This is a genomic window from Actinomadura litoris, from assembly GCF_009733595.1.
GTDB classification, from domain to species: Bacteria; Actinomycetota; Actinomycetes; order Streptosporangiales; family Streptosporangiaceae; genus Spirillospora; species Spirillospora litoris.
On the sequence record NZ_WOFH01000005.1, the window covers coordinates 236374 to 261328 of the forward strand.

Here is a 24955-nt window from a genome sequence, read left to right on the forward strand (position 1 = left end):
GGGCCCCGGGGCGGACCGCAGGGTGGAGTCCTCCGGACGACGAGGAGGATCCGATGGACCCGGCCGCGCTGATCGTCACGAGCGACCCCATGATCGCCGACGCCCTGCTCAGGCTCGCCGCCGCAGCCGGCACACGGGCCGAGGTCGCCCACGGCGCCGACGAGGCCCGATTCGCCTGGGCCTGGCCGCCCCTGGTCCTGGTGGGCGCCGACTCGGCGGCGGAGCTCGCTTGCGCGGCACTCCCGCGCCGCCAGGGCATCGTGCTGGTCACGGGCGCGGACGCCACGTCCGAGACCTACCGCACGGCGGTCGAGGTCGGCGCCCAGGACGTCGTCCGGCTCCCCGACCACGAAGACTGGCTGATCAACGCCTTCGCCGCCGCCGCCGAGCCCGACGGCGCCCTCGGGTCCACCGTCTGCGTCGTCGGCTCCCGAGGCGGCGCCGGAGCCAGCGTCCTCGCCGCCGCCCTCGGCCTGACCGCCGCGAGCACCGGCCTGCGCACCCTCCTCGTCGACGCCGACCCGTTCGGCGGCGGCATCGACCTCCTGTTCGGCCTGGAGGAGCACGAGGGCGCCCGCTGGCACGACCTCGCCGACCGCCGGGGCCGCCTCAACACCGGCGTGCTCCGCGAGGCCCTGCCCAGCATCGGCGAGCTGTCCGTCCTCTCCTGGCGCCGCGGCGAACCCGTCCCGATCCACCGGGACGCGGCCCACGCGGTCCTCGACGCCGCCGCCCGCGGCTTCGACCTGATCATCGCGGACGTCCCCCGCCAGCCCGGCGACCTCGGCCGCATGGCCCTGCACACCGCCGACACCACCTACCTCCTCGTCCCCGCCGAGGTCCGCGCCACCGTCGCCGCCGACGGCCTCGCGACCGCCCTCCGCCGCGACACCACCGACGTCCGCCTCGTCGTCCAGGGCCCGGCCCCCGGCGGCCTGACCCCCGAGATGATCGCCAGAGCGCTCGACCTCCCACCCGCCGGCACCTTCGACCGCGACCGCCGCCTCCCCACCGCCCTGGACGAAGGCCACCTCCCCCGCGCCTGCCGCCGAGGCCCCCTGGCCGACTTCTGCACCCACCTCCTGACCGACCTCCCCCTACCCCGCCCCGAACACCAGGCAGAAGCCGCCTAACCCCCCGGCAACAAGGCCCAACAAGTCCAGGCAAACCCAGACGGACAGCCCGCCCCAGGCGTAAGGGCAAGCTCCGTGGAGAACCGCGAGGCGTCCGCGAGGCACGCGCGATCTGGCTCGGCGCGGGAGGTGGTGACCATGTACTGGAACGGCCTGAGGGACATGCGATGCGCACGCGCGCGAGCCCCCACGGCGAGCGGCTCCGAACGAAGTGGGGAACCGCGAGGCGCCTGCGAGGCACGCGCGACCTGGCTCGGCGCGGGAGGTGGTGACCATGTACTGGAACGGCTTGAGGGACATGCGGTGCGCACGGGGGGAGGCCCCACGGCGAGCGGCTCCGAACGAAGTGGGGAACCGCGAGTCCGTCCGCGAGGCACGCGCGACCTGGCTCGGCGCGGGAGGTGGTGACCATGTACTGGAACGGCCTGAGGGACATGCGATGCGCACGCGCGCGAGCCCCCACGGCGAGCGGCTCCGAGCGAAGAAGCGTACGGAAGGCGCGAGCACCCGCAGGCAGAACGGGTGGCGCGCGGGTGCGCCGGCTTGGACGAGGTGTGCTGCGCGATGGCACGAAGTGATGGAACGGAGAGCGGCCCGGATGAGGACGTCCAGGACGCCGCGAGCGTGGGGAGGGATGGCATGACCAGGTTGTCCGAGGCTGTGCGCGACCGGCTCGCCGACACCGGCGGTGAGGCCACGGCCGGACGGGTCGCGGCGGCGCTGCGGGCCGAGGAGCGGCTGCTGGGCGACCGTGAGGTGCTGACGCTGGCCGACGAGTTACGCGCCGACTTCGTGGGAGCCGGTCCCCTGGAGCCGCTGCTGCGTTCTCCGGAGATCACCGACGTCCTGGTGAACGGTCCCCGGGAGGTATGGATCGACGCGGGCGGCGGCCTGGTCCGCACCTCCCTGCGCTTCCAGGACGAGGCGACCCTCCGGCGTCTCGCCCAACGTCTCACCGCCGCGGCCGGACGGCGCCTGGACGACGCCTCCCCCTACGCCGACGCGCGGCTGCCAGGCGGAATCCGGCTGCACGCCGTCCTGCCGCCGATCGCGCCGAGCGGCACCTGCCTCTCGCTGCGCCTCCCGCGCCGCCAGGCCTTCACCCTGGACGAGCTGGTCGAGAGGAAGACGATCCCTCCGGAGGGCGCGGCGCTCCTGGCCGCACTGATCGAGTCCCGTGCCCGGTTCTTGGTCACAGGGGGAACGGGTTCGGGGAAGACGACCCTGCTCAGCAGCCTTCTCAGCTTGGCCGACCCCACCGAACGGCTCGTCCTGGTGGAGGATTCAGCAGAGCTGAGACCCGACCATCCCCACGTGGTCCGGCTCGAAGCCCGGCCCCCGAACGTCGAGGGCGCAGGAGAAGTGACGCTGAACGACCTGGTTCGCCAAGCGTTGCGCATGCGTCCAGACCGCCTCGTCGTAGGCGAGGCCAGAGGCCCCGAAATCGCAGCTTTCCTGCAAGCGCTGAACACCGGGCACGAAGGCGGTTGCGGCACCCTGCACGCGAACACGGCGGCGGATGTCCCAGCCCGTCTCGAAGCACTGGCCTGCGCCGCGGGCCTTACCCGCGAAGCCGTGCACAGCCAGCTCGCCGCCGCTCTGGACATCGTCGTCCACCTCGTCCGTGAACCAGGCGGTGGCCGACGCCGGGTGGCTGAGATCCACCTTCTGCGCAGGGGGACCGACGGCCTGGTCAGGGCCGTCCCGGCAGTGACGTTCTCCACCGACGGCGAAACGGTCGCGGACACCGGCGCCTCGGACCTCGACAGCCGCCTGCGCGCCCGACGGAGGGCCGCATGATCAGCGCGACAGGGCTGGCCGCGCTCTTCTCCTCGGCCACCGTCTGGACGCTGCTGACGCCGTCCCAGGCGACCCGGCGTCTTGACCGCCTGCTCACTCCCGCGCAGCCGCCCGCCGAGAACCTGCTCAGATCCAAGATCAAGGAGTACGGGGAGCGCAGGAGCCTCCCCCACCGATGGCGGACCGCGGTCATCGAACTCTGCGACGGCATGGCCGCCGAACTCGCCGCCGGACGCACCCCGCACGAGGCGTTCAGAGCCTCCGCGACCTCCCTGGACCCGCACGTTTCCAAGACCCTCCTCAACCCTCCGCGTCCACCTCCCTCCGGCCACGACGAAATGCCCGATCACCTGGAGCGTTCAGCGGACCAACCAGGAGCGGAGGGCCTGCGCCTCCTGGCGGCCTGCTGGCGCATCGGCGCCGAGCGCGGCGGCACGCTCGCCACCGTCCTGGACGGCCTGGCCGCCGCCCTCCGCGACGAGGAAGCCCAGCGCCAGGACGTGACCGTCCAGCTGGCGGGCCCGCGCGCCACTGCGCGCCTCCTGGCGGCCCTGCCCCTGCTCGGCGTCGCCATGGCCGCGGCCCTCGGCGCCCACCCGGTCTCCTTCCTCTGCGGCTCGCTCGCCGGCCTCGCATGTCTCACCACCGGCGTGGGCCTCAACGCGACGGGCCTGTGGTGGACGCGGCGCCTGGCCAGAGCTGCCGAATCTCCAGGTCGGCCCTCTCGCACCTCAAGGAGATAGGCGAATCGATGACAGTCCTCGTGATCGTGCTCTGCGCGGCCGGGGCCGGCTTCCTCTGGCCCAAGACCACAAGCGCCGCCACCCGAAGACTCGCGGGCCAACTGTCCCGGGCCTCACCCAGGCATGCGGCCCCGAGCAAGCGCGCTGACCGGCAACCAGGCGACAGAAGGTGCTGCGACCCCAGCATGCGACCAGACACGTGCCCTCTCGAAGCACAGCGAAGAGACGCCCAAGCCTCCAGCCGTCCACCCCCTGGCAACCGCTACACCGCACCCGCCCCCGGCAGAATCACCTGCCGCAAAGCAGAAGCTCAACGCCGCGACCTCTTCCTGCGGCGCGCCGCGTCCGCCGCCGCGGCCCTGCTCTGCGTCGTGGTGTTCGGCGGCCTCCCAGGCATGGTGCTGGGCGCCTTGACCGGTCTGGGGGTCTGGCACTCCTTCACCCGTCTCGGAAGCGCCGAGCGGAAGCGCAGACAGGCGCGACTCGTCGCGGACCTTCCCGTTGCGGTCGACCTCCTGGCGGCCTGCCTGCGAGGCGGGACGCCCTGGCATGACGCGGTCGAAGCAGTCGCGGACGCCGTCGGTGGGCCGCTCGGGGACGAACTGCGCGGCGTCGCCATCCAGATCCGCCTGGGCGCCGATCCCACAGACGCCTGGCAGGCCCTGGCGAAGGAACCGATGCTGGCGCCCCTGGCACGCAGTGCGGTCCGCGCGACCTCAAGCGGCGCCGCGCTGGCCCCGTCCCTCAGCCGCCTCGCGCGCGACCAGCGTCGCGTCGCCCGCACGGCCGCGGCCGAGCGGGCCCGAGCAGCGGGCATCCGCGCGCTCGCCCCGCTCGGCCTGTGCTTCCTCCCCGCGTTCGTCCTCCTCGGAGTCGTGCCGGCCATCGCCGGAATCGCCTCGACGATCCTCATCCCGTAGCGCGCCTATCCACAGAACGACGTTCACCTGTCACTCACCGTCGCGGCCCAGCAGGCTGAGAACGGACGCGATCGAGCGTCCACCAGCAAGGAAAGGAACCTGATGCGGGCGATCGACATGGTGGTGCGACGGTGGCGCAACACGGCCAGAGACGAAGGCATGTCGACCGCGGAGTACGCCGTCGGCACGATCGCGGCGGTGGCGTTCGCCGGTCTGCTCTTCAAGATCGTAACGAGTTCGGAGGTGAAGGACATGCTGACCGGAATCATCGAGAAGGCGCTCCAGTTCGCCGGCTGAGCGACCGGGCCGAGCGCGAGCGGGGCATGGCGACGGCGGAGATCGCCGTGGCGCTGCCGACCCTGGTCCTGATCACCGCGCTGGCGCTGTGGGGAGTGCTGGCCGCGTCCGTCCAGCTCACATGTGTGGACGCGGCCCGCGCCGGCGCCCGCGCGGCGGCACGAGGCGAACCTCTCGCCGCCGTCCGCGCCTTGATCGTCGAAGCCGTACCCGCCGGCGCCTCAGTGGAGGTCCGGCGAGACGCGGCGACGGTACAGGTCGACATCTCGGCCCCGGTCCAGGCCCCCGCAGCGTCCAGGCTGCCGCCGCTGGTCATCCACGCCCACGCCACCGCCGCCACCGAACCAGGCGCCCTAGAGGAGGCAACCACCTAACCCACACCCCACCAGAGCCCCCACCCCCGTGGGCCAAGTCCCACAGGACCGAGCCCTGCCGGGTCCCCGTCCCAACAGGGCCCACATCCGCCGACCCATGCCCTGCCAGCATGTTCTGGCGGGCCCACGCGGCGCCGGGCATGTTCCACCAAGCCACGTTCCGCCGGGTGTGCGGCCGGGCCAGGTTCTGCCGGGCCCCGTTCCGCTGGACCGGGTTCTGCCGGGCCAGGTTCCGCCGGGGTCGCACCCCAGCAGGACCCACGCTTGGCAGGGACATGTTCCACGAGGTCTACGTCCCGCCTGGGTAGCGCGCCCAGGAGGGCCCCGTGTCGGCGGGGGTCGCGTTTCGGGGGGCAGCGTCTCGGCGGGGGTCGCGTTTTGGCGGGGGTCGCGTCTCGGTAGGGCCGTGTCCCGACGGGTCCACGTTTCTGGGCGAGGTGGAGGCCTGTGTGCGGAAGGGCGTCCTAGCGAAAGGAAGACTCCTCTTCCGGGCTGGTTGAGCACTGCGGCTTCAGTGTTTGGCGCCGCTGAAGCCGCAGGGACCACGCTCCGCCTGGGCCCGCTCCGGTGGGGCTCCGTTCCGTCTGGCCCGCGCCCCAGCAGGGCCCATGCCTCGGTGGGGTGCACGTTCCGCGAGGGTCGCGGCCCAGCGGGCCTACGTCCGCGGTGAGGTGAATGCCTGCGGTGGAAGGCGTTCTTGCGAAGGAAGGCGTCGTCCGGCCTGCCCGGCCGCCGCTCCTTCTGGTGCTGTGGAAGGAGGTTCTTACGAAGGAAGGTGGTTCTGCTGGGCGGGCTGATGCTGCGGCTTCAGTGGTTGGGGCCGCTGAAGCCGCAGTGCTCAACCATCCCGAGCAGGAGCTAATCAGCGAGGGAGTGCGGCTCGGCGACGGAGAGCACTCTTCAGGAAGGAGCACTTCCCGAGCGGGGACTGCTGGCGACGCGCCTTCGGCGGCGGCCGACTGAGAGTAGGAGCTCGTCGCAGGCAGGGAGCGACCCGGGCGGGAGTGGTGAGGAAGTCGGGAGATCCGTTGTGCGGCTGAGGGAGGGGTGGCGTGCGCGTTCTGAAGGGCGGGGAGCGTGATCGGGGGGCCGCTACGTTGTGGGTTCTGACCTTCACGGCGATCATCTGGCTGGTCGGGGTGAGTGCCATGGCCGTGGGTGGGGTGCGGGCGGCCCGGCACCACGCGGACGCGGCGGCTGATCTCGCGGCGTTGGCGGCGGCCGCGCGAGTGCCGGAGGGGGCCGCGGCCGCGTGTGCGAGGGCGCGGGGCATCGCGGCCGAATCCGGGGCGCGCGTCGCGCGATGCGCGGTCAAGGACGGGACGGTCGACGTCTCCGTCACGCTGGCGCTGAGAGTGCCGCTGGGCGTCGGCGCGGTGCGTGTCGGGTCCCGGGCCAGGGCCGGTCCCGTCGAGTAGGAGCCCTCTCCCGAGCCGGGTGGGGGTGGGGTGGCGAATGGTGGGGAAACGGGTGCTTTGGAGGGAGAGGTACGAGGTCGGGCATGGTTCTTGCGCTGCTTTGTCATCGAGCTGTGACTTTTGCTACCGGCTGGTACGTTACGCTGCCTAAGCGCACAGTCATCACTCGACACGGTGGCCGCATCGGTCCCCCGCCCCCAGCTGTTTAACGGCTGGGCGAAGCGGGGAGAGCCCGGCGGCGGGTTGCTCGATGAAGGGATTGGGGCCGTGACAATCATCCGCAGGATCGGCGTGGTCGCCCTCGCGACGCCCCTTGCGATGAGCTTCCCGGTACTCACCGCGGTTCCCGCCCAAGCCGCCGAATCGAGCGTCACGGCACCGGCCAGCGGCACCGTCATCACGAGCGGTTCCCAGGTCACCGCCAGCGCCCACTTCGACTTCGCGGTCAGCATGCAGCTGCGGGTCATCGCGCCCGGGAGCGGCGACAGGCTGCTCAAGGAGCGTTTGCTGTCGGGCACCATGTCGGCCCCCGTACAGATCAGTAGGAACGGGAAGTACACGGTCCAGTTGAAGGGGGCGGTGACCCACCGCGTCTACGACTCCAGCGTCTTCACCGTTCGTATCCCGCCGGCCGTCCCCAGCGGGGCGACCGCGAAGGTGTCGGGCGGCAAGCTCGTGGTGAAGTGGAACCGCGGCTCCGAGGAGGACCTCAACGGCTACGCGTTGGCCGGGACGGGCGTGCAGTCCAAGTCGGGATCGGTGGGTTCGTTCTGCTCGGGCGCGCGCTGCTCCGCCAGCCTTCCGGTGACCCAGGCGAGCGGGCCCGTCTCGGTGGGCATCCGAGCGAAGCGCCCCGGCGGGGATCCCGGCCCTGTCTATTCGGGGGCGGCCTCCGTGAATGCCACGGTCAACGGGGGCGTGACCGGTTCATCGCCGGCCGGGTCCACGGGTCGGCTCCCATCGGGCGCCGCGGGCTCCGCACCTTCCAGCAGCGGGAACCCGCTGACCCCGTTCAACACCGATTCGCCGATCACCTTGCCGTCCGTCCAGCCCGACGGGGCGACGCCCGGCTTCGCCTACCCGACGCCGCAGCTCGCCGAAGCCCCGAAGGCCCAGAACGTCGCCGCGACCGACCGCCTGCAATGGGGCAGGAGCGTCGGCATCGCGCTCGTGCTGCTGGTCGTCGCGGCTCACCTCGGCACCTGGACGCGTCGCCTGCGCGTCGCCCAGGCCGGGACGAGCAGCCGCGGCATGGCCGCCCGGGTCGCGCGCGGCGGGACCGGGCGCAAACGGGTCAAGAACTCGCGCGAGAAGATCGCCCGTGCCGAGGCCATCGCCAAGACGACTCCCGTTACGGCTGGAGAGGCCGAACGTCCCGCCCCGTCGCGGGGGGCGAGGGGCGGACGTCGCCCCGCCTCCGGTGCCAAGGGAGCGGTCAGCGGCGTGAGCGTCCGTATCGCCGAGCCCTCTTCCGAGGAGGCGAGCGGCGATCGTCGCCGTCCTTCGCGCGGGCGCCGCCGGAAGTAGTGTCCGGCGGCCGGCTTCGTACTGCGGTGTGAGGGCGGCCGGTCATCGTCATCGCGACGGGTTGCGCGGAGTCCTGTTGCTCGGTGCTCCTGGTTGACCTCGCGGCGGCGTCCTGGCCCGCCTGGATTCGGCTGCGGGGAGCGTCCGCTATGGGGCGGGGGAGGCTTTTGCGGGGTGGATGAGTGGGGGTGGCGGGTGGATTGGGGGCGGGTCTAGGCTGCCTTGCCAGTCGGATCCCCCCGGATCGTCCGGCAGATGGAGAGGAGATCCTCCGCATGATCTTCCTGGGGCTGGTCATCGCGCTCGCCGCCGTGGTGGTGGGGACGGCGGTCGTGCTGGACGACACGGGCGAGGCGCAGTTGACCTTGTTCGGGGACGGCGTGCCAGGGGTCACCGAGCAGTGGCACGTGTTCATGGCGGGTGCCGTGGTGGCGATCGTGTTCGTGGCCGGGGCCGGGGTGGCGGCGCTCGGGTACAAGCGGGCGATCGGGATGCGGCGGGAGTTGCGGGATCTGCGGGACGAGCACGAGCAGTCCTTGCAGACGCTGGAGATGGAGCGCCGCAAACTTCAGCAGGCGCTCGCCCAGGCGCGGCGTGAGATGGACGAGGCGCCGGTCCCCGCTCAGCGGGTCGCGCCTAGTTAGGGGCCCCCGCCAGGAGCGCGGCGAGGAGGTCCAGGGCGCCGTGCTTGTCCAGGGGGTCGTTGCCGTTGCCGCACTTGGGTGACTGGATGCAGGACGGACAGCCCGAGTCGCATTCGCATGCGGCGATCGCGTCGCGGGTGGCGCGGAGCCATTCGGACGCGTCGCCGTAGCCGCGTTCGGCGAATCCGGCGCCGCCCTCGTGGCCGTCGTAGACGAAGACGGTGAGCAGGCCCGTGTCGGGGTGGACGGCGGTGGAGACGCCGCCGATGTCCCAGCGGTCGCAGGTCGCGAACAGGGGGAGCAGGCCGATCGAGGCGTGCTCGGCGGCGTGCGCGGATCCGGCGAGGTCGATGTCGCCCAGCGCGTCGACCTGGGACGGGGAGAGCGTCCACCAGACGGCGCGGGTGCGGAGCGTGCGGGGCGGCAGGTCGAGGGGCTTCTCGCCGAGCATCTCGCCCGTCTGGACGCGGCGCATCTGGTAGGCGACCACCTGGCGGGTGACGTCGACCGTCCCGAAGCAGAGGGTCGCCTCGCCCCAGGACGTGGAGCGGAGCCGCTCGGCGATCGTGATGTCGGTGACGTCGCGGGCGGTGGTCGTGTAGTCGGGGTCGGCGGGTTCGACGAGCGCGACGGAGTCGTCCAGGTCCAGGGTCTGGACGACGAACGAGTCACCCTGGTGGATGTAGATCGCGCCCTCGTGGACGGTCGTGTGGGCGGACGCCTCGTCCACCGTGCCGAGCAGCCGTCCGGTCATCGCCTCGACGACCTGGATGGGAGCGCCGCCCGCGCCGCGGATGTCGGCCAGGTCGGCGGCCCTGTCGCGGCGCGTCCAGTACCAGCCGGCGGGGCGGCGGCGCAGGAGGCCGCGGCGGACGAGGTCGGGCAGGAGGTCGGCGGTCGCGGGGCCGAAGAGGTCGCGGTCGTCCTCGCTGAGCGGCATCTCGGACGCGGCGGCGCAGAGGTGCGGTTCGAGGACGTAGGGGTTGTCCGGGTCGAGGACGGTGGCCTCGACCGGTGTCCCGAAGATCGCTTCCGGATGGTGGACGAGGAAGGTGTCGAGCGGGTCGTCGCGGGCGACGAGGACGGAGAGCGCGGCCTGTCCGGAGCGTCCGGCGCGTCCGGCCTGCTGCCAGAGGGACGCGCGGGTGCCGGGCCAGCCGCAGACCAGGACGGCGTCGAGCCCGGAGACGTCCACACCGAGTTCGAGCGCGTTCGTGCTGGCCAGGCCGACGAGGTCGCGGGAGCGCAGGGCGGCTTCGAGGGCGCGGCGCTCCTCGGGGAGGTAGCCCGCGCGGTAGGCGGCGACCTGGTCGGCGAGGTCCGGGGACACCTCGTGCAGTGCCCGCTTCGCCCCGAGCGCGACCGATTCGGCGCCCCGGCGAGAGCGAACGAAGGCCAGCGTCTGGACGCCTTCGACGACGAGGTCGGCGAGCAGGTCGCCCGCCTCGGCCGTCGCCGTCCGGCGGACCGGTGCGCCGCGCTCGCCGCGCAGCTCGGTGAGCGGCGGCTCCCACAGCGCGAACGTGGCGGGGCCCCGGGGGGACGCGTCGTCGTCGACGGCGACCACGTCCAGGCCGGTGAGCCGGGACGCGGCGCTCGCCGGCTCGGACGTGGTGGCCGAGGCGAGCACGAACGTCGGGTGCGCGTGGTAGCGGGCGCACAACCGGCGCAGGCGGCGCAGGACGTGCGCGACGTGCGAGCCGAAGACGCCGCGATAGCCGTGCGCCTCGTCGACGACCACGTACCGGAGGCGGCGCAGGAACGACGACCAGCGCGCGTGGGAGGGCAGGATCGAGCGGTGCAGCATGTCCGGGTTGGTCAGGATGTAGTTCGCGTGCTGCCTGACCCACGTCCGCTCGTCCCGAGGGGTGTCGCCGTCGTAGGTCGCCGCGCGCACCCGGGTGAGCCGGAGGGCGCGCAGGGCGCGGAGCTGGTCGGCGGCCAGGGCCTTGGTGGGCGACAGGTAGAGGGTCGTCCCCTCCTGATGGCGGTTCTCCTCGCCGTCGTAGATCGCGGCGACGGAAGGCAGCAGGTAGGCGAGCGATTTGCCGGACGCGGTGCCTGTGGCGATGATCACAGACCGGCCGGCGTGGGCGTGCTCGGCCGCGACCGCCTGATGTTGCCAGGGCGCGTCGATGCCCTGGACGGCGAGCCGCTCCAGCAGCAGCGGCGTGGACCACGCCGGCCATGCCGCGCGACGGCCCTCACGTGCGGGAACGCTCTCCACATGGGTGATGCGGTCGCGACGCGTGGGGTCGGCGAGGAGCCGGTCGAGGGGAGGTGAGGATCTTTGGGCGCCCATCAGGTTTTCAGTTTGCCAGCCGGGGCAATACTACGGGAACGCCCCGGTGCCGGAGGGCCCTTCCCCCCTGCCCTGACCATTAGATCAGCAGGTCAGACGGGATGGCGCGAACTTTCGCCCGAGTGGACGATAACGTGCGTGCACGTCGCCGGGGCGTGGTTGAATCACGGCTAAGTCTCGCCGACCGAACGCCGCTCCGGGGTCGGACAATGCGAGATCAGATTGTGCTGCACGGCGCTGGAGGATCTGTGGACCTGAAGGTGAACGACTACACCACCGACGATGGCCTCACCGTCATCAACGTGGAGGGCGAGATCGACGTCTACACGGCGCCCAAGCTTCGCGAGAAGCTCATCGACCTGGTCAACAAGGGCAAGTTCCATCTGCTCGTGGACATGGAGAAGGTGGAGTTCCTCGACTCGACCGGCCTTGGCGTCCTGGTCGGCGGGCTCAAGCGGGTGCGCGCCCACGACGGTTCCCTGGAGCTGGTGTGCACCCAGGAGCGCATCCTCAAGATCTTCCGGATCACGGGGCTGACCAAGGTCTTCGGCATTCACGACACGATCGCGGAGGCCGAGGAGAAGCGCAGGGGCGCCAGGTAGGCGGCCTGAATCTGAGATGGCGACCGTTGAACTGTCCTTCAGTGCGCTGCCCGTCCATGTCCGGACCGCTCGGCTGATCGTGACCGCCGTAGCCCGTCGCAGCGGCGTCGCCGAGACGCTGCTCGACGAGGTCAGGCTCGCGGTCGGCGAGGCGTGCTCGCGTGCCGTGGAGGCGCACCGCCGGCACTGCCCGGACGAGCCCGTGCGGCTCGAACTGGTCGGTACCGAGCACCGCTTCGAGGTCATCGTGAGCGACACCGTCCCCGGCGACGACGCGGCGGGCGGACTCCCCACGATCGACGACGCGGAGGAATTCGAGTACGGCCTTGGCGAGGGCACCGCGGAGCTTGGACTGGCCGTCATCGCCGGGCTCGCCGAGGACGTGGACATCGAGGCCACGCCCAAGGGCGTCCAGATCCGGATGAGCTGGCCCGCCGAGGCCGAGGCGACGATCTGAGGCGCACCCGTCCCGACCCAGGCCCGCAAGGGCCTCGCCCGGCGGCCGTGCCGGCCCCAGCCCGGCTCGGCACCGCATGCCCGGCGGCGGTGTCTCCGCGATCCCGACCCCTCGTGCACGCCCGGCGGCCCGCACGCCGGCCGTGATCGCACCGGCACCGCATCCTTTCGCGATCACCCCCGGGGTGAGGCACGCCTCCGGCCCCGCCTCACCCCGGGCCCGCCAAAGCACTCAGGCGGCGGCTGAAACCGCCCGAACCCCTCGCCTGACGGCTGCGTCAATGAGGTAGGCGCTCCGCTCGGCGACCGTGCCCACGAAGCCCGACCACGCTCCCACCCCCTGCGCCGCTCCGGCCCCTGTTCCCCGCGCCCCGCGACCCACTCCGCAGGCTTGCTCCCGCTCCCGGCTCCTGCTCGCCCCGCGCTCCGCGTCCGCACTCCGCGTCCCGTGCCCCGTGCTCCCGTGCTCCGCGTTCCGTGCTCCGCGTCCCGCGTTCCGTGCTCCGCGTCCCGCGTCCCGCGTCCCGCGTTCCGTGCTCCGCGTCCCGCGTCCCGCGTCCCGCGTTCCGTGCTCCGCGTCCCGCGTTCCGTGCTCCGCGTCCCGCGTTCCGTGCTCCGCGTCCCGCGTTCCGTGCTCCGTGCTCCGCGTCCCGCGTCCCGCGTCCCGCGTCCCGCGTCCCGCGTCCCGCGTCCCGCGTCCCGCGTCCCGCGTCCCGCGTCCCGCGTCCCGCATCCCGCACTCCGTGCTCCGCACTCCGTGCCCGTGCCCCGCGTCCCGCGCTCCGTGCTCCGCATCCCGCGTCCCGCGTCCCGCGCTCCCGCGTTCAGTTCTGGGGGCCTTGTGGCCCGCGCCTTCGCGTCCCGTTTCGCGGGCCCGCTCTCGCTCTCCGTGTTCTCGCGTTCCGTGCCTGGTGGGTTGGGCTGTTGTGGGTGAGGGCGGCATCGCTTCTTGATGGTCCGCCTCCGGTGGGCTGGTGCATGCGACCGCTCAGGTCACTGTGGAGGCGACTCAGGCGATCGCCCGTCCGTCCCGCGTGGGTCGCCCTCGGCCGCCTCCTGCGCGCCAGGCGCGGCCGCTCCTTGCCGGGCCGTCGCTCCTCCGCCTTGTGTGAGGCGTGGGGCGGGTGGGATTGCGGGCGGTTCTTGGGTCTTCCGGACGGACCGTGTTTCAGGTGGGGGCGGTTGCCGGGTGCCGGAGCGGCATGTGGGATCTTCTGTAGGTCGATCTTGATATACCCCGATTTTGGGTCTGGACATTTCCCATGATAATGCCTAGCTTAAATGGGGAACGCCGGTGACTCTGATGCGGAGGGGTGCGGCGTGGACGTGTCAAGCTATCCGCCGGGCAAGAACTTACTGACCGCTGCTGACCTGCGGCGATGATGAACCACGGCACTTAAAGGTCAATTTCCGGCGTAACGCTCATTGCTTTTCCGTGACATCTCTGTAAAGGAGGTCGCGGCCTTCTCATTCGCATGCCGCCTGCGTAGACTCCCGGAACCCGCGCTGCCGTGCGAGGCGTTCGAAATCATGACTCGCGGGGTACGCGGTAAAGATCGTCTTTTGGACGGTTGAGAGCGCAACGCCCCTGTCGAGGAGGACGGATGTCTGGGCTTTCCCTGTCAAGCCCGGCCAGCGCAGACGTGGATCTCGGCGGCGGCGACCTCACCCTGGTCGTCGTCGTCGCCGTGATCGCACTGCTGGCACTGGCCGTCGCCGCAGGTCTGGTACGCGACGTGCTGGCCGCGGGCCAGGGCACGGAGAAGATGCAGGAGATCGCGCGGGCGGTCCAGGTGGGCGCGAGCGCCTATCTGAAACGCCAGTTCCGCACGGTCGGCGTCTTCGTCGTGCTCATCCCGCTTGTTCTGTTGCTCCTACCCGCCGATTCGACGTCCGAACGGATAGGACGGTCGGTCTTCTTCGTCATCGGCGCGATCTTCTCGGCCGTCACCGGGTTCACCGGCATGTGGCTGGCGGTCCGGGGCAACGTCCGGGTCGCCGCGGCCGCGCGCGAGGAGGGCGGCGAGAAGACGGCGATGCGGATCGCGTTCCGCACCGGCGGCGTCGCCGGGATGTTCACGGTCGGGCTCGGCCTGTTCGGCGCGGCGGTCGTCGTCCTCGCCTACAAGGGCGACGCCCCCAAGGTGCTGGAGGGCTTCGGCTTCGGCGCCGCGCTGCTCGCCATGTTCATGCGGGTCGGCGGCGGCATCTTCACCAAGGCCGCGGACGTGGGCGCCGACCTGGTCGGCAAGGTCGAGCAGGGCATCCCCGAGGACGACCCGCGCAACGCGGCGACGATCGCCGACAACGTGGGCGACAACGTCGGGGACTGCGCCGGGATGGCGGCGGACCTGTTCGAGTCCTACGCGGTCATGCTGGTCGCGGCGCTGATCCTCGGCACCGCGGCGTTCGGCACCGAGGGCCTGGTGTTCCCGCTGATCGTGCCGATGATCGGCGTGATCACCGCGGTGATCGGAATCTTCGCCGTCGCGCCCCGTGACGGCGACCGTTCCGGGATGTCCGCGATCAACCGGGGATTCTTCATCTCGGCGATCATCTCGGCGGTGCTGGTGGCGATCGCGGCGTTCGCCTACCTGCCCTCCTCGTTCGCCGACCTGTCCGGCGTCACCGACCCCGACATCCGCGACCTGGACGCCGACCCGCGCTGGGTCGCGCTCGGCGCAGTGATCATCGGGATCGTGCTGGCGAGCGCGATCCAGCTGCTCACCGGCTACTTCACCGAGACGAACCGCAAGCCCGTCCAGGAGGTGACGGGCAGCGCCAGGACGGGCCCGGCGACCGTCATCCTGTCCGGCATCTCGCTGGGGCTGGAGTCGGCCGTCTACACCGCGCTGGTGATCGGCGCGGCGGTGTACGGGGCGTTCCTGCTCGGCTTCGGCAACACCACCGTGGCGCTGTTCGCGGTGGCGATGGCCGGGACCGGGCTGCTCACCACGGTCGGCGTGATCGTCTCGATGGACACCTTCGGGCCCGTCTCCGACAACGCGCAGGGCATCGCCGAGATGTCCGGCGACGTCAAGGGCGAGGGCGCGGCGGTGCTGGAGCGGCTGGACGCGGTCGGCAACACGACCAAGGCGATCACCAAGGGCATCGCGATCGCGACGGCGGTGCTGGCGGCGACCGCGCTGTTCGGCTCGTTCCGGACGACGGTCGTGGAGGCGCTCGGCGACGCCTCGGCCGACGCCAAGGACGCGCTCGGCGACTTCAAGGTGTTCAGCCTGTCGATCGACAACCCGAACGTGCTGATCGGGCTGATCATCGGCGCGGCCGTGGTGTTCCTGTTCTCCGGCCTGGCGATCATGGCGGTCGGACGGGCGGCGGGACGGGTCGTGGTGGAGGTGCGCGAGCAGTTCCGCACCAAGCCCGGGATCATGAACTACACCGAGAAGCCCGACTACGACCGGGTGGTGGACATCTGCACCCGGGACGCGCAGCGCGAACTCGCCACCCCCGGGCTGCTGGCGATCATGACGCCGATCGCGGTCGGCTTCGCGCTCGGGTACGCGCCGCTCGGCGCCTTCCTCGGCGGCGCCATCGCGGCCGGGGTGCTGATGGCGGTGTTCCTGTCCAACTCCGGAGGTGCCTGGGACAACGCCAAGAAGCTCGTCGAGGAGGGGCATCTCGGCGGCAAGGGCAGCGAGGCGCACGAGGCGACGGTGATCGGCGACACGGTCGGCGACCCGTTCAAGGACACGGCGGGCCCCGCGATCAACCCGCTGATCAAGGTGATGAACCTGGTCGCGCTGCTGGTCGCGGACGCCGTCGTCACGTACGCGGGCAACGTCCCGCTGCGCATCGGCGTGACGGTCGTGTCGGTGGGCATCGTCGTCGCCGCGATCGTGGTCTCCAAGCGGCGCGCCGACCCGATCGCCGAGGCCCCGACCGCGCCGCCCGCCGCCGAGGGCTCCGGGTCGTCCGGGTCCATCGGCGGCGCGACGGTCGTCGAGCCGCGCAACGGCGAGACCGAGGCCGAACGCGCGGGTGAGGGGTCGGCGGCGAACAAGGGCTGACCGTCCGGAAGAGGCGAGATCGAGGGCCGGTGGCGCGCGAGGCGCCGCCGGCCCTTCCGCATCGGTGGGTGGTGTCGCGGGCATGCGGGCCCGGCCATACGCTGTACACGGACGTGCCGGGAGGACGGCCGAACGGCGAAGCGTGGAGGTGGACGGTGGCGAGCGGAGGGAAGTCGGCGATGTCCGGGCCCAAGGGGTTCGCGCTCGTGCTCGGCGGGATGCTCGGCATCATGCTCCTGCTCTGGGGCCTCGCGGCGCTCGTCGCCCCCTGAGCACTCCTGGACAAAACCTCCATCCGGCGTGTCCGTTTTTGGTGGGCGACTGGGCTTCGCAGGTGAGGCCGGGTTTACCGGGGTTGCCGTTTCCGGTCGTGCCGGATGCGGACCTTGAGGGGCCGCCGGGGCGGTGGGCACCGTGGCGGGTGACGCTCCCCCGTCCGATGTCAGGAGCCCGGATGTCGTCCGACCATCTCAGCCGCCGGACCGTGCTCACGGCCGGTGCCGCCGTCGCCCTCACCCCCGTCCTGGGCCGGACGGCCGCCTCGGCGGACGTGCCGACCTGGCAGGACGTGCCGGTCTCCCTCGGGGCGGACGTCGCCTCCCTCGACGCGCTCGCCCTCGTGGACCGCCACTGGGGGTGGGCGGGAGGCGAGCTGGCGGGGACGGCCTACAACCTCGCCCTGGCCAGGTGGAACGGACGTGCCTGGAGCCGCTTCCCCATACCCGAGCCCTTCGGCGGCGGAGGCGTCGTCATGGCCGCGGCGGACCGCCGCCACCTGTGGCTGATGGGGTACGGCACCTACTACAGCGCCTTCTGGGACGGCTCCGCCTGGCATGAGGCGGAGATCCCGCGTGACCCCGGCTTCAGCTTCCCCGTGGAGGTCGGCCCGTATTCGATCTCGGCGGCGCGCGACGGGACGGCCTGGGCGGTCCTCGTGGACGTGGTGAACGACCGGTACGCCGCCGTGCGCTGGGAGGACGGCGCGTGGGCCAGGGTGCCCGTGCCGGTGCCCGACCGGGGCGTCGCGCAGCGCGTCGCCGTCCGGTCGTCCCGCGACGTGTGGATCAGCGGGTGGTACCGCGGCGGGAGCGGGAGCGGGAGCCGGATGCCGTTCAGCCTCCACTGGGACGGACGCTCTTGGACGGGTGTGGCCGTCTCGCCGCCCGACCAGCCCCGCGAGGGCCAGACCATCAAGCACCTGTTCCCCGTTTCCAGGTCGCTCGCCTGGGCCTACCGGAGCTGGGACGCGATGCCCACACGGCGGACCCTGCTCCGTTGGACGGGAGGCGATTCCTGGCAGGAGTTCCCGCTCCCCGACGACGTCCCCTACACCGGCGGGGCCCTGGCGGACGACGGCCGGGGCGGCGTGTGGATCGGGGGCGGAGACTACGGGTCCTCCGGCTACGGACACTTCCGGGACGGCGGCTGGACGGTCCTGAGAGGCCCCTCGCGCCAATCCGACGAGCGGGCCGACGTCATGGGCCTGGCCAGGGTGCCCGGCACGCGGACGGTCATGGCGGTGGGCCAGATCACCTGCCGCGGCACCGGAAACCCGTCCGGCTACGCGAAAAGGCCCTTCGCCGAGCGCCTCCACTGACCTCGGCCGCACACGCGTGCAGCCGACTGGCCGATGCCGCCCGGGACGGGACACCGCCTAGGGTGGCGCCATGCCGACGCTCATCGTGCTCCGCCACGCCAAGGCCGTCTCCGGCCTGGAGATTCCCGACATCGACCGCACCCTCGCCGACCGCGGCCGGCGCGACGCCGCCGCGGCCGGGGAGTGGCTGCGCGCGAACGACCTCGTCCCCGACCGGGTGCTGTGCTCGGTCGCGACGCGGACGCGCGAGACCCTCGACCAACTCAAGATCGACGCGGATACGGTCGTCGAGCCGAAGATCTACGACAACGACCCCGACGAGCTGCTCGCCCTGGTGGCCGAGACCCCCGCCGAGGCCGGCAGGCTCCTGCTGGTCGGGCACAACCCGTCGGTGCACCACCTCGTCCACGACCTGACCGGGCAGGCGCCCGACGCGTTCCCGACCTGCGCGCTCGCGGTGATCGGGCTGCCGGGCGCGTGGGCGGACGCGCGGCCCGGCACCGGAACGCTGGTCACCGTCCGGGCCCCGAAGGACTAGGACCACCCGGCGGCCAGCGATCCGTCGATGACGCGTCCGGTGTCGCGGCGCAGCGCCCTGATCGTGTAGCGGGTGCCCGACACCTGGAGGAGGGCGTGCCGCAGCGGCGTCAGCTCGTCCCGGTCGACGCCCGACTTGATCTCCGCGCGGCGGCGGCGCGTGAGCGTGGACAGGTAGTCGTCGAGCCCGGCCAGCTCGTCGTCCAGCTCCAGGACCGTGGACGGGGCCTCGCGGTCCTCGGGCGGTTCCTTCACCGCGGTCGCGGCCTCCTCCAGCGTGTCCGCGAGCCGGTCGAGGATCTCGGGGACGGGCCCGGTGTCGGGCGCCTTCTCGCGGGAGATCCGGGCGACCGCGATCAGGTGGTCGCGGATCCGGTGCGAGGCGCGCACGACGGTGTCGAGCCGGTTGATCAGCTTGGTGTCGGGGACCCGCTCGTGGCAGAGCCGGGTCCGTGTCTCGGCGACGGCCTCGGCCGCCTCCTCGGCGGCGACGATCTTCTCGTGCGGCAGCCGCACGCGTTCGCCGCCGGTCACGTCCGCCGCCGCCCGGACGAGGTCGGCGTGCAGCGCCAGCAGCCGCGAGAGCTGGACGGGCAGCCGCTCGCGGTGCCCGGTCGGCCACAGCAGCGAGATCGCGAGGAACGACAGCAGGGTCCCGGCGAAGGTGAGCCCGATCCGCTCGCCCGCCGTGCGCCAGTCGGCCGGGACCGTGAAGTCCAGCAGCAGCATCGCCTGCGGCGTCCCGAACAGCGCCCAGTAGGTGAAGTTCACCGGGCGCAGCGCGAACCCCGCCAGCGCGAAGCAGAAGACGATCAGCGCCGTGGTGGGGCGGCCGGGCGCGAGCGTGAGCAGCAGCGCCGCGATGACCGAGCCCGCCGCCGTGCCGCCCACGCGCTGGACGAGCTGGTCGACGGTCTCGCCGTAGCTCGCGCGCAGGCTCAGCATCGCGGTGATCGTCATCCAGTGACCGTGCGGCAGGTGCAGCGCCGCGGCCAGCGTCATCGACACCAGGGCGGTCACGAACACGCGCGAGACCTGCCGGAACCTCGGCGACCGCGTCCGGACGGCCTTGCGCAGCCGCTCCAGCGCCGAGACGGGGTGCGGCGCGTCCGGCATCCTGGGGTGGCCGAGCCCGATCCGCAGCCCGCCCGCGACGATCCGCCGCGCGGACGCGATCTCGCCGGCGATCCGGTCGATCGACCGCCGTACCTGGCCGATCAGCGAGACCGCGACGAGGTCCTCGTCCCCGGCGAGCCCGGCGCGCCTGATCGTCTCGGCGGCCCGCCCCATCCGGCGGACGGCCGCCGACTCCTCACCTCCCAGCGGCGCCTCGCCCCACGTCTCGATCGCGCCCGCCAGCAGCCGCAGCCGCGCCGCCAGCGCGGACACGGCGGTCTGCGCCTCCAGCTCCCACTCGCGGTCCGGCGGGTAGTTCCGCGCCGCCTCCAGCACGGCCTGCAACGTCACGGTCTCGTGCAGGACGCGCGACAGCGCCTCGATCAGCCGCTCGGGACGTGTGGGGTCGCCGCCGCCGCGCCCCGTCCGGTACAGGGCGTAGGTGGCGCGCGCCGAGGTGAGGGCCTCGGACGCGTCGCGCCTGCACCGCTCCCAGTCCGGCTTGCGGGTGACGGCGATCAGGTCGGGATGGACGTCGTCGAGGGGGCTCTCGTCGGACGCGCCGATGTCCTGCGCGACGGCGTCCAGCGTCATCGCGACCTTGTCGGCGGCCTCGAACAGCGCCTCCCGCAGCGGCCGCAGCCGCCGCGCGGGCCAGGGCGCGAGCAGCAGGGCGGTGGTGAGCAGCCCGCCGACCAGCTCCAGCGCCCCGGTGTGGACGACGTCGGCGGACGGCGGGCGGACCGCGCTGAGCAGCACCGCGAGCCCCGCCGTCGCCCCGATCCGCGGGACGGCCACGCCCAGCGCGATCAGCGGCGGCACCACGATCACGGTGGGCCAGGTGTGCCCGGACAGCGCCCCGCCGACCCCCGCGCCGACCGCGACCATGACGACGCCCGCGGCGAGATCGCGGGCGCGGGCCCCGTAGGGCCCCTCCGGCGCCCGCAGCGCGACCAGGTACGCGCCGAGCGCGATCACCGAGCCCTCCGCCGCGTGGCCCGTCAGCGACCCGGCGAGCAGCGGCACCGCCATGGCGAGCGCGGCGGCCAGCCCATAGAAGGGCGTGATCTGCCCTTCTACCTGGGCGTACGCGTCCCGCGCACGCTTGAGCACGCTGCCTCCGCTGTCCGGCGACCCGCTATCTGATCACCAATACCCACGAGGGGGGCTCAGTAGGCTCCGGCGTCCGCGGCCTCGACTTCCTCGCGGGAGATGCCGAGGAGGAAGAGGATCGTGTCGAGATAGGGCACGTTGACCGTGGTGTCGGCGGCCTCGCGCACGACGGGCTTGGCGTTGTAGGCGATGCCGAGCCCGGCCGCCTGAAGCATGTCGAGGTCGTTCGCGCCGTCGCCGATCGCGACCGTCTGGCTGATCGGCACCCCGGCCTGCCGCGCGAAGCGCTTGAGCGCGGCGGCCTTGCCCGCGCGGTCGATCACCGGTCCGGTGACGCCGCCGGTGAGCTTGCCGTCCTTGATCTCCAGGGTGTTGGCCATCGAGTAGTCGATGCCGAGATCGTCCACCAGGGCGTCGGTGACCTGCGTGAACCCGCCGCTGACGATCGCGAACGCGTAGCCGAGGCGCTTGAGCGTGCGGACCATCGTCCGCGCGCCCGCCGCGAGCTGCAACTCGCCCCGGACGAGGTCGATCGCGGCGGCGTCGAGCCCGGCCAGCAGGGCCACGCGCTCGCGCAGCGACCCCTCGAAGTCCAGTTCGCCGCGCATGGCGGCCTCGGTGACCTTGGCGACCTCGTCCAGGCACCCCGCGTGGGCGGCGAGCAGCTCGATGACCTCGCCCTGGATGAGGGTGGAGTCGACGTCCATGACGATCAGCCGCTTGGCCCGCCGGTGCAGGCCGCCGCGCTGGACCGCGATGTCGACCTGCTGCTCGGCGGCCTCGGCGGCCAGCCCGGCCCGCAGCTCCTCGGGGACGGCACCGGAGACGTCCAGCTCGATGCAGGTGACGGGGGTCGCGGCGAGCCGCTCGATCCGGTCGATGTTGGCGCCGTTGGCGGCGATCCGGCTGGCGATCCCGGCCATGGCGGCCGGTGCCAGCGGCGCGCCGAGCACGGTGACGTGCAGCCGCCCGCGCCGCTTCGGCATCCGCTTGTTGCGGCCGGTGGACAGCTCGACCTCCATGTCGAGGTCCGTCGCGACCTTCTCGGCGGCGTTCCAGACCCGTCCGATGTCGGCGCCCTCGGTGTAGGCGAGCAGCACGCCGAGGACGAGCCGGCCGCGGATCACGACCTGCTCCACGTCGGCGACCGTCAGCGGGAACTCCGCGAGGGTACGGAACAGCCGGGACGTGACGCCGGGGCGGTCACGGCCGGTGAGGGTGATGAGCAGCGTGCGCTGTGCTGGGCCGTCCATGCTGTTCACAACGGTACCGGGCGGGGCGTGTGGATGGCCTGTGAGGTCCACCATGCAAGACGTCGGGTGCGTGACAAGGTCTTTACGATCACGGAACCAGAAGGTTGACCGCGCCTCCGAACTCGGATGGATCCCCCTGTCAACCCCATGGCAGGACCCACCCCCTCAAGCCGGACGGGCACTCCGCACCGTACCCGGCCATATATCCCAACCTTAACCACATTTTGAGACACCCCCACAAGACCCCCGCCCGCAGCAGGCCAGGGGCAGCACCCGCGACCCGGTGACCGCGGCCATCGCGACGGGCCGGGTTCCTGCCGTCCCTGCCTCATGGACAGGTCGGGACCGGTCCCGACCTGCTGATGTGACACTCGGCATCGCTCGCGGTACCCGCCGTCTCCCTGGGCGGAGAACGGCCAAACGAGTTCGGACGGAGGAGTCATGAAGTCTCCGGACATCCCCAAGGCGCGCGGCGCACTGCCGCTGGTCGGGCACGCGCCGCGGCTGTTCCACCGGCCCCACGAATTCCTCACGGGGCTTCCCGCCTATGGAGATCTCGTCGAAATCCGCCTCGGCCCTGTCAGGGCGGTGGTGGTCTGCGATCCCGAACTGACCCGACAGGTACTGCGGGGAGATCGCGTCTTCGACAAGGGAGGTGTCATCTACAGGCGCCTGCGAGAGTTGGGCGGGGACGGTCTCGTCACCAGCACGCACGATCGGCATCGGAGGCAGCGGCGCCTGACCGGGCATGCGCTCCACAGCGCCAACCTCCCCGGTTACGCGCGGACCATGACCCGCCAGATCGACTCGCTCACCGAGCGCTGGGGAGACGGGCAGGTCCTCGATGTGCCGGCCGAGATGCTCGGGTTCACCATGCGGGTGCTGACGGAGACCATGTTCTCCAGCGCCCTACCGAGGCACGCCCTCGGCGAGACGGTCGAGGACCTCGTCGTGATCATGAGAGGGATCCTCCGGCGGTCGGTCGTGCCCGCACCGCTGAACCAGATCCCGACCCGGGGCAACCGGCGCTACCAACGCGCCCTCGTCCACCTGCGGACCACGCTCGACGCGGTCATCGCCGACCGCCGCGCCGCACCGCGCGAAGGTGAGGACCTGCTGTCCCGGCTGCTGTCGGCGCGCGACGTCGCCGGCGGCGGCCACGGCCTGACCGACCGGGAGGTCGCCGACAACGTCATCACGTTCTTCGTCGCCGGTTCCGAGACCACCGCGAACGCCCTGGCATGGGCCCTGCACCTGCTCGCCCGGCACCCTCGAATCGAGGACCGCCTCCACACCGAGGTGCGCCAGGTGCTCGGAGACGGCCCGGCCGGATACGACCACCTGCCGCGCCTCGGCCTGACCAAACGCGTCATCGCCGAGACCCTGCGCCTTTATCCGCCCGCGCTGATGTTCACCCGGATCACGACCACCGACACGGAACTCGGCCGACATCGGCTTCCGGCGGGCACCACAGTCGTCTTCTCGCCGTACGTCATCCACCATCGCGCCGACCTTCACGATGACCCCGAGAGCTTCGATCCGAGCCGGTGGGAATCCATGCCGCCCGCGCGCGGCGACTACGTGCCGTTCGGGTCCGGGCCCCGGAAGTGCGTGGGGGAGCAGTTCGGCATGACCGAGGCCACCCTCGCTCTCGCCACCATCACCGCCCGCTGGCACCTTGAATCCGTGCCGGGGCGCCGCGTCCGCACCGCCATGTCCCTGAACCCCCACGGTCTCCGGATGCGGGTCGTCGCGCGGACATGAGAAGCCGAGAGTGAGACCACGGAGCGATCAGTGACAAGCGCCAACGAAGCCCGGGACGCAGAGATACTCGCCGTGCGGCCGTTCTTCTGCCCCATAAAGCCCGCCTCCTCGCCCTGGGCGGCAGAACTCAACACCCTGGCCGAAGGCTGGCTTTCGGTCCAGGGTTTCGAACCGGACCGGAAGCAGCGGGAACGCCTCTCCCGAGCGAACCTCGGGGAACTCGCGGCCAGAACCATGCCGGACGGCCACAAGAACGCGCTGGCCAACGCCACCCGCCAGTACGTCGCGTTCTTCGCCCTGGACGACGCCTGCTTCGACGAACCGCCCATGCCGCTGGGCAGGCTGACAAGGAAACAGTCGATCATCCTCAGCGCCATCCAGCATCCGGAGACCCACTGGCCCGGCGAGGACGCCTACGTCACCGCCTCACGCGATATTGCGAACGGATGGAAAGAAATCGCGTCGCCCGTGCAGTTCCAGCGCTGGGTCGAAGGGATGCGTGCGTTCTTCTTCGGCGTCACCTGGGAGGCGGTCCATCGTCACGGGCGTGAACTGCCGAGGCTCAACGAGTATGTCGCGATGTGGATGCGCGCGATCGGCATGAGCCCGGTCCTCGCCCTCATCGACACGGTCGGCGGGTACGAAGTGCCCTCCTCCGAGCTGGCGCACCCCCAAACACAGGCTCTGGTGGAGATGGCCCACTTCCTGGTGGCATGGGACAACGACTTCATCTCACGGGCCAAGGAGATCCAACGCGCCCACGACCGCCTCAACATCGTCGACGTCATCGCCGCCGAGAGGGGAATCGAGCCTGCCCAGGCATTGGACGCGGCCACGGCGATGCGCGATCGAGTGATGTGCCTGTTCCTTCACACGCACGACTGGTTGACGTCACGCCCAGCCACCCACCAGAACCTGCGAAAATACGCGGATGGCCTGGCGAACTACATACGGGGCCACCTGGACTGGGCATTGTCGTGCGACAGATACGCCAACGTTCGTCCCCCAGAAAATGACGCTCCAGCCAATGAGAAAGCCCCGCCGGCCTCATGGAAGGACGCTCCGGACGACGATGACTTCATGAGCCCCCTGCCCATCCCGGCCATCGCCTGGTGGTGGACCCGGAACTCGCAGTGACCCCGCACCTTTCTCGACTACAAGTGGACGGGGTTGGCGGGGGAGTCCAGCCAGATGCTCCGCCCTTCCTAAGGCAGGCTCGACACGGCGGCCGTACAGACCACGCGGTCATAGGGCGCGTTCGCCGGGTAGCCGAGCTCGCCGTCCCCGGTGATGACTTCCACGTGGCAGTCGAGCTGCGGATTGAATAC

20 protein-coding genes are annotated in these 24955 nt (G+C 71.8%); 16 read left to right on the plus strand and 4 right to left on the minus strand.

Annotated features, from left to right (window positions below; translation table 11 throughout):
• The first annotated feature begins 53 nt into the window (after positions 1-53).
• From ssd to GNZ18_RS15890, 9 genes are all read left to right on the plus strand, one after another.
• On the plus strand, positions 54-1133 hold the full coding sequence (gene ssd / locus GNZ18_RS15850) for a septum site-determining protein Ssd (protein ID WP_156217234.1): 1080 nt from the start codon (positions 54-56) through the stop codon (positions 1131-1133).
• A 639-nt stretch (positions 1134-1772) separates the two neighbouring features.
• The gene (locus tag GNZ18_RS15855) at positions 1773-2933 is read left to right on the plus strand and encodes a TadA family conjugal transfer-associated ATPase (RefSeq protein WP_156217235.1); all 1161 of its coding nucleotides are present in this window, start codon (positions 1773-1775) and stop codon (positions 2931-2933) included.
• The gene (locus tag GNZ18_RS15860) at positions 2930-3676 is read left to right on the plus strand and encodes a type II secretion system F family protein (protein WP_156217236.1); all 747 of its coding nucleotides are present in this window, start codon (positions 2930-2932) and stop codon (positions 3674-3676) included. The genes GNZ18_RS15855 and GNZ18_RS15860 overlap by 4 nt, the downstream gene beginning before the upstream one ends.
• Positions 3677-3861: 185 nt before the next feature.
• Positions 3862-4596: a type II secretion system F family protein gene (locus GNZ18_RS15865; protein WP_246249885.1), complete on the plus strand. Its 735-nt coding sequence runs from the start codon at positions 3862-3864 to the stop codon at positions 4594-4596.
• Between the two features lie 102 nt (positions 4597-4698).
• Positions 4699-4893 carry a DUF4244 domain-containing protein gene (locus GNZ18_RS15870; protein ID WP_216651316.1) on the plus strand — a complete coding sequence of 65 codons (195 nt, stop codon included), beginning with the start codon at positions 4699-4701 and terminating at the stop codon, positions 4891-4893.
• A 26-nt stretch (positions 4894-4919) separates the two neighbouring features.
• Complete coding sequence (locus GNZ18_RS15875; RefSeq protein ID WP_156217237.1) at positions 4920-5267, plus strand: TadE family type IV pilus minor pilin; 348 nt, start codon at positions 4920-4922, stop codon at positions 5265-5267.
• 1052 nt (positions 5268-6319) lie between these two features.
• Positions 6320-6685 carry an Rv3654c family TadE-like protein gene (locus GNZ18_RS15880; RefSeq protein ID WP_156217238.1) on the plus strand — a complete coding sequence of 122 codons (366 nt, stop codon included), beginning with the start codon at positions 6320-6322 and terminating at the stop codon, positions 6683-6685.
• Between the two features lie 174 nt (positions 6686-6859).
• Positions 6860-8212, plus strand: a complete 1353-nt coding sequence (locus GNZ18_RS15885) for a hypothetical protein (protein ID WP_156217239.1) — start codon at positions 6860-6862, stop codon at positions 8210-8212.
• Positions 8213-8400: 188 nt separating this feature from the next.
• A complete protein-coding gene (locus tag GNZ18_RS15890) occupies positions 8401-8856 on the plus strand; it encodes a DUF6338 family protein (protein ID WP_312874551.1) in 456 nt (151 codons plus the stop codon).
• Here GNZ18_RS15890 and GNZ18_RS15895 read toward each other — a convergent pair.
• Positions 8849-11158: a DNA 3'-5' helicase SftH gene (locus tag GNZ18_RS15895; RefSeq protein WP_156217241.1), complete on the minus strand. Its 2310-nt coding sequence runs from the start codon at positions 11156-11158 to the stop codon at positions 8849-8851. The two genes, GNZ18_RS15890 and GNZ18_RS15895, sit on opposite strands and share 8 nt — an antisense overlap.
• Positions 11159-11406: 248 nt before the next feature.
• Between GNZ18_RS15895 and GNZ18_RS15900 the strand changes: the two genes are divergently transcribed.
• From GNZ18_RS15900 to GNZ18_RS15920, 5 genes are all read left to right on the plus strand, one after another.
• Positions 11407-11760 carry an STAS domain-containing protein gene (locus GNZ18_RS15900; protein WP_214615564.1) on the plus strand — a complete coding sequence of 118 codons (354 nt, stop codon included), beginning with the start codon at positions 11407-11409 and terminating at the stop codon, positions 11758-11760.
• Positions 11761-11776: 16 nt separating this feature from the next.
• A complete protein-coding gene (locus GNZ18_RS15905; protein ID WP_156217243.1) occupies positions 11777-12217 on the plus strand; it encodes an ATP-binding protein in 441 nt (146 codons plus the stop codon).
• 1603 nt (positions 12218-13820) lie between these two features.
• Entirely contained in the window at positions 13821-16247 is a 2427-nt protein-coding gene (locus GNZ18_RS15910; protein ID WP_156217244.1) for a sodium-translocating pyrophosphatase, read from the plus strand.
• Between the two features lie 454 nt (positions 16248-16701).
• Complete coding sequence (locus GNZ18_RS15915; RefSeq protein ID WP_156217245.1) at positions 16702-17844, plus strand: hypothetical protein; 1143 nt, start codon at positions 16702-16704, stop codon at positions 17842-17844.
• 70 nt (positions 17845-17914) lie between these two features.
• Entirely contained in the window at positions 17915-18382 is a 468-nt protein-coding gene (locus GNZ18_RS15920; protein WP_156217246.1) for a SixA phosphatase family protein, read from the plus strand.
• Here the strand turns inward: GNZ18_RS15920 and GNZ18_RS43675 are convergent.
• Entirely contained in the window at positions 18379-20610 is a 2232-nt protein-coding gene (locus tag GNZ18_RS43675) for an FUSC family protein (RefSeq protein ID WP_156217247.1), read from the minus strand. The two genes, GNZ18_RS15920 and GNZ18_RS43675, sit on opposite strands and share 4 nt — an antisense overlap.
• Positions 20611-20666: 56 nt before the next feature.
• Positions 20667-21863, minus strand: a complete 1197-nt coding sequence (serB, locus tag GNZ18_RS15930) for a phosphoserine phosphatase SerB (protein ID WP_156217248.1) — start codon at positions 21861-21863, stop codon at positions 20667-20669.
• A 441-nt stretch (positions 21864-22304) separates the two neighbouring features.
• Here serB and GNZ18_RS15935 point away from each other — a divergent pair, with 441 nt between their 5' ends.
• Positions 22305-23627, plus strand: coding sequence for a cytochrome P450 (locus GNZ18_RS15935; protein WP_156217249.1), 1323 nt, complete (start codon positions 22305-22307; stop codon positions 23625-23627).
• A 30-nt stretch (positions 23628-23657) separates the two neighbouring features.
• Positions 23658-24764 (plus strand): terpene synthase family protein, encoded by a 1107-nt coding sequence (locus GNZ18_RS15940; protein WP_156217250.1) that lies wholly within the window; start codon positions 23658-23660, stop codon positions 24762-24764.
• 68 nt (positions 24765-24832) lie between these two features.
• Here the strand turns inward: GNZ18_RS15940 and GNZ18_RS43170 are convergent, their stop codons facing one another.
• Complete coding sequence (locus GNZ18_RS43170) at positions 24833-24928, minus strand: hypothetical protein (RefSeq protein WP_312874552.1); 96 nt, start codon at positions 24926-24928, stop codon at positions 24833-24835.
• Between the last annotated feature and the right edge of the window lie 27 nt (positions 24929-24955).

Coding starts and splice junctions, on each gene's coding strand:
- ssd (WP_156217234.1), top strand. CDS start 54: ATGGACCCGGCCGCGCTGATCGTCACGAGCGACCCCATGATCGCCGAC.
- GNZ18_RS15855 (WP_156217235.1), top strand. CDS start 1,773: ATGACCAGGTTGTCCGAGGCTGTGCGCGACCGGCTCGCCGACACCGGC.
- GNZ18_RS15860 (WP_156217236.1), top strand. CDS start 2,930: ATGATCAGCGCGACAGGGCTGGCCGCGCTCTTCTCCTCGGCCACCGTC.
- GNZ18_RS15865 (WP_246249885.1), top strand. CDS start 3,862: ATGCGACCAGACACGTGCCCTCTCGAAGCACAGCGAAGAGACGCCCAA.
- GNZ18_RS15870 (WP_216651316.1), top strand. CDS start 4,699: ATGCGGGCGATCGACATGGTGGTGCGACGGTGGCGCAACACGGCCAGA.
- GNZ18_RS15875 (WP_156217237.1), top strand. CDS start 4,920: ATGGCGACGGCGGAGATCGCCGTGGCGCTGCCGACCCTGGTCCTGATC.
- GNZ18_RS15895 (WP_156217241.1), bottom strand. CDS start 11,158: ATGGGCGCCCAAAGATCCTCACCTCCCCTCGACCGGCTCCTCGCCGAC.
- GNZ18_RS15905 (WP_156217243.1), top strand. CDS start 11,777: ATGGCGACCGTTGAACTGTCCTTCAGTGCGCTGCCCGTCCATGTCCGG.
- GNZ18_RS15910 (WP_156217244.1), top strand. CDS start 13,821: ATGTCTGGGCTTTCCCTGTCAAGCCCGGCCAGCGCAGACGTGGATCTC.
- GNZ18_RS15915 (WP_156217245.1), top strand. CDS start 16,702: ATGTCGTCCGACCATCTCAGCCGCCGGACCGTGCTCACGGCCGGTGCC.
- GNZ18_RS15920 (WP_156217246.1), top strand. CDS start 17,915: ATGCCGACGCTCATCGTGCTCCGCCACGCCAAGGCCGTCTCCGGCCTG.
- serB (WP_156217248.1), bottom strand. CDS start 21,863: ATGGACGGCCCAGCACAGCGCACGCTGCTCATCACCCTCACCGGCCGT.
- GNZ18_RS15935 (WP_156217249.1), top strand. CDS start 22,305: ATGAAGTCTCCGGACATCCCCAAGGCGCGCGGCGCACTGCCGCTGGTC.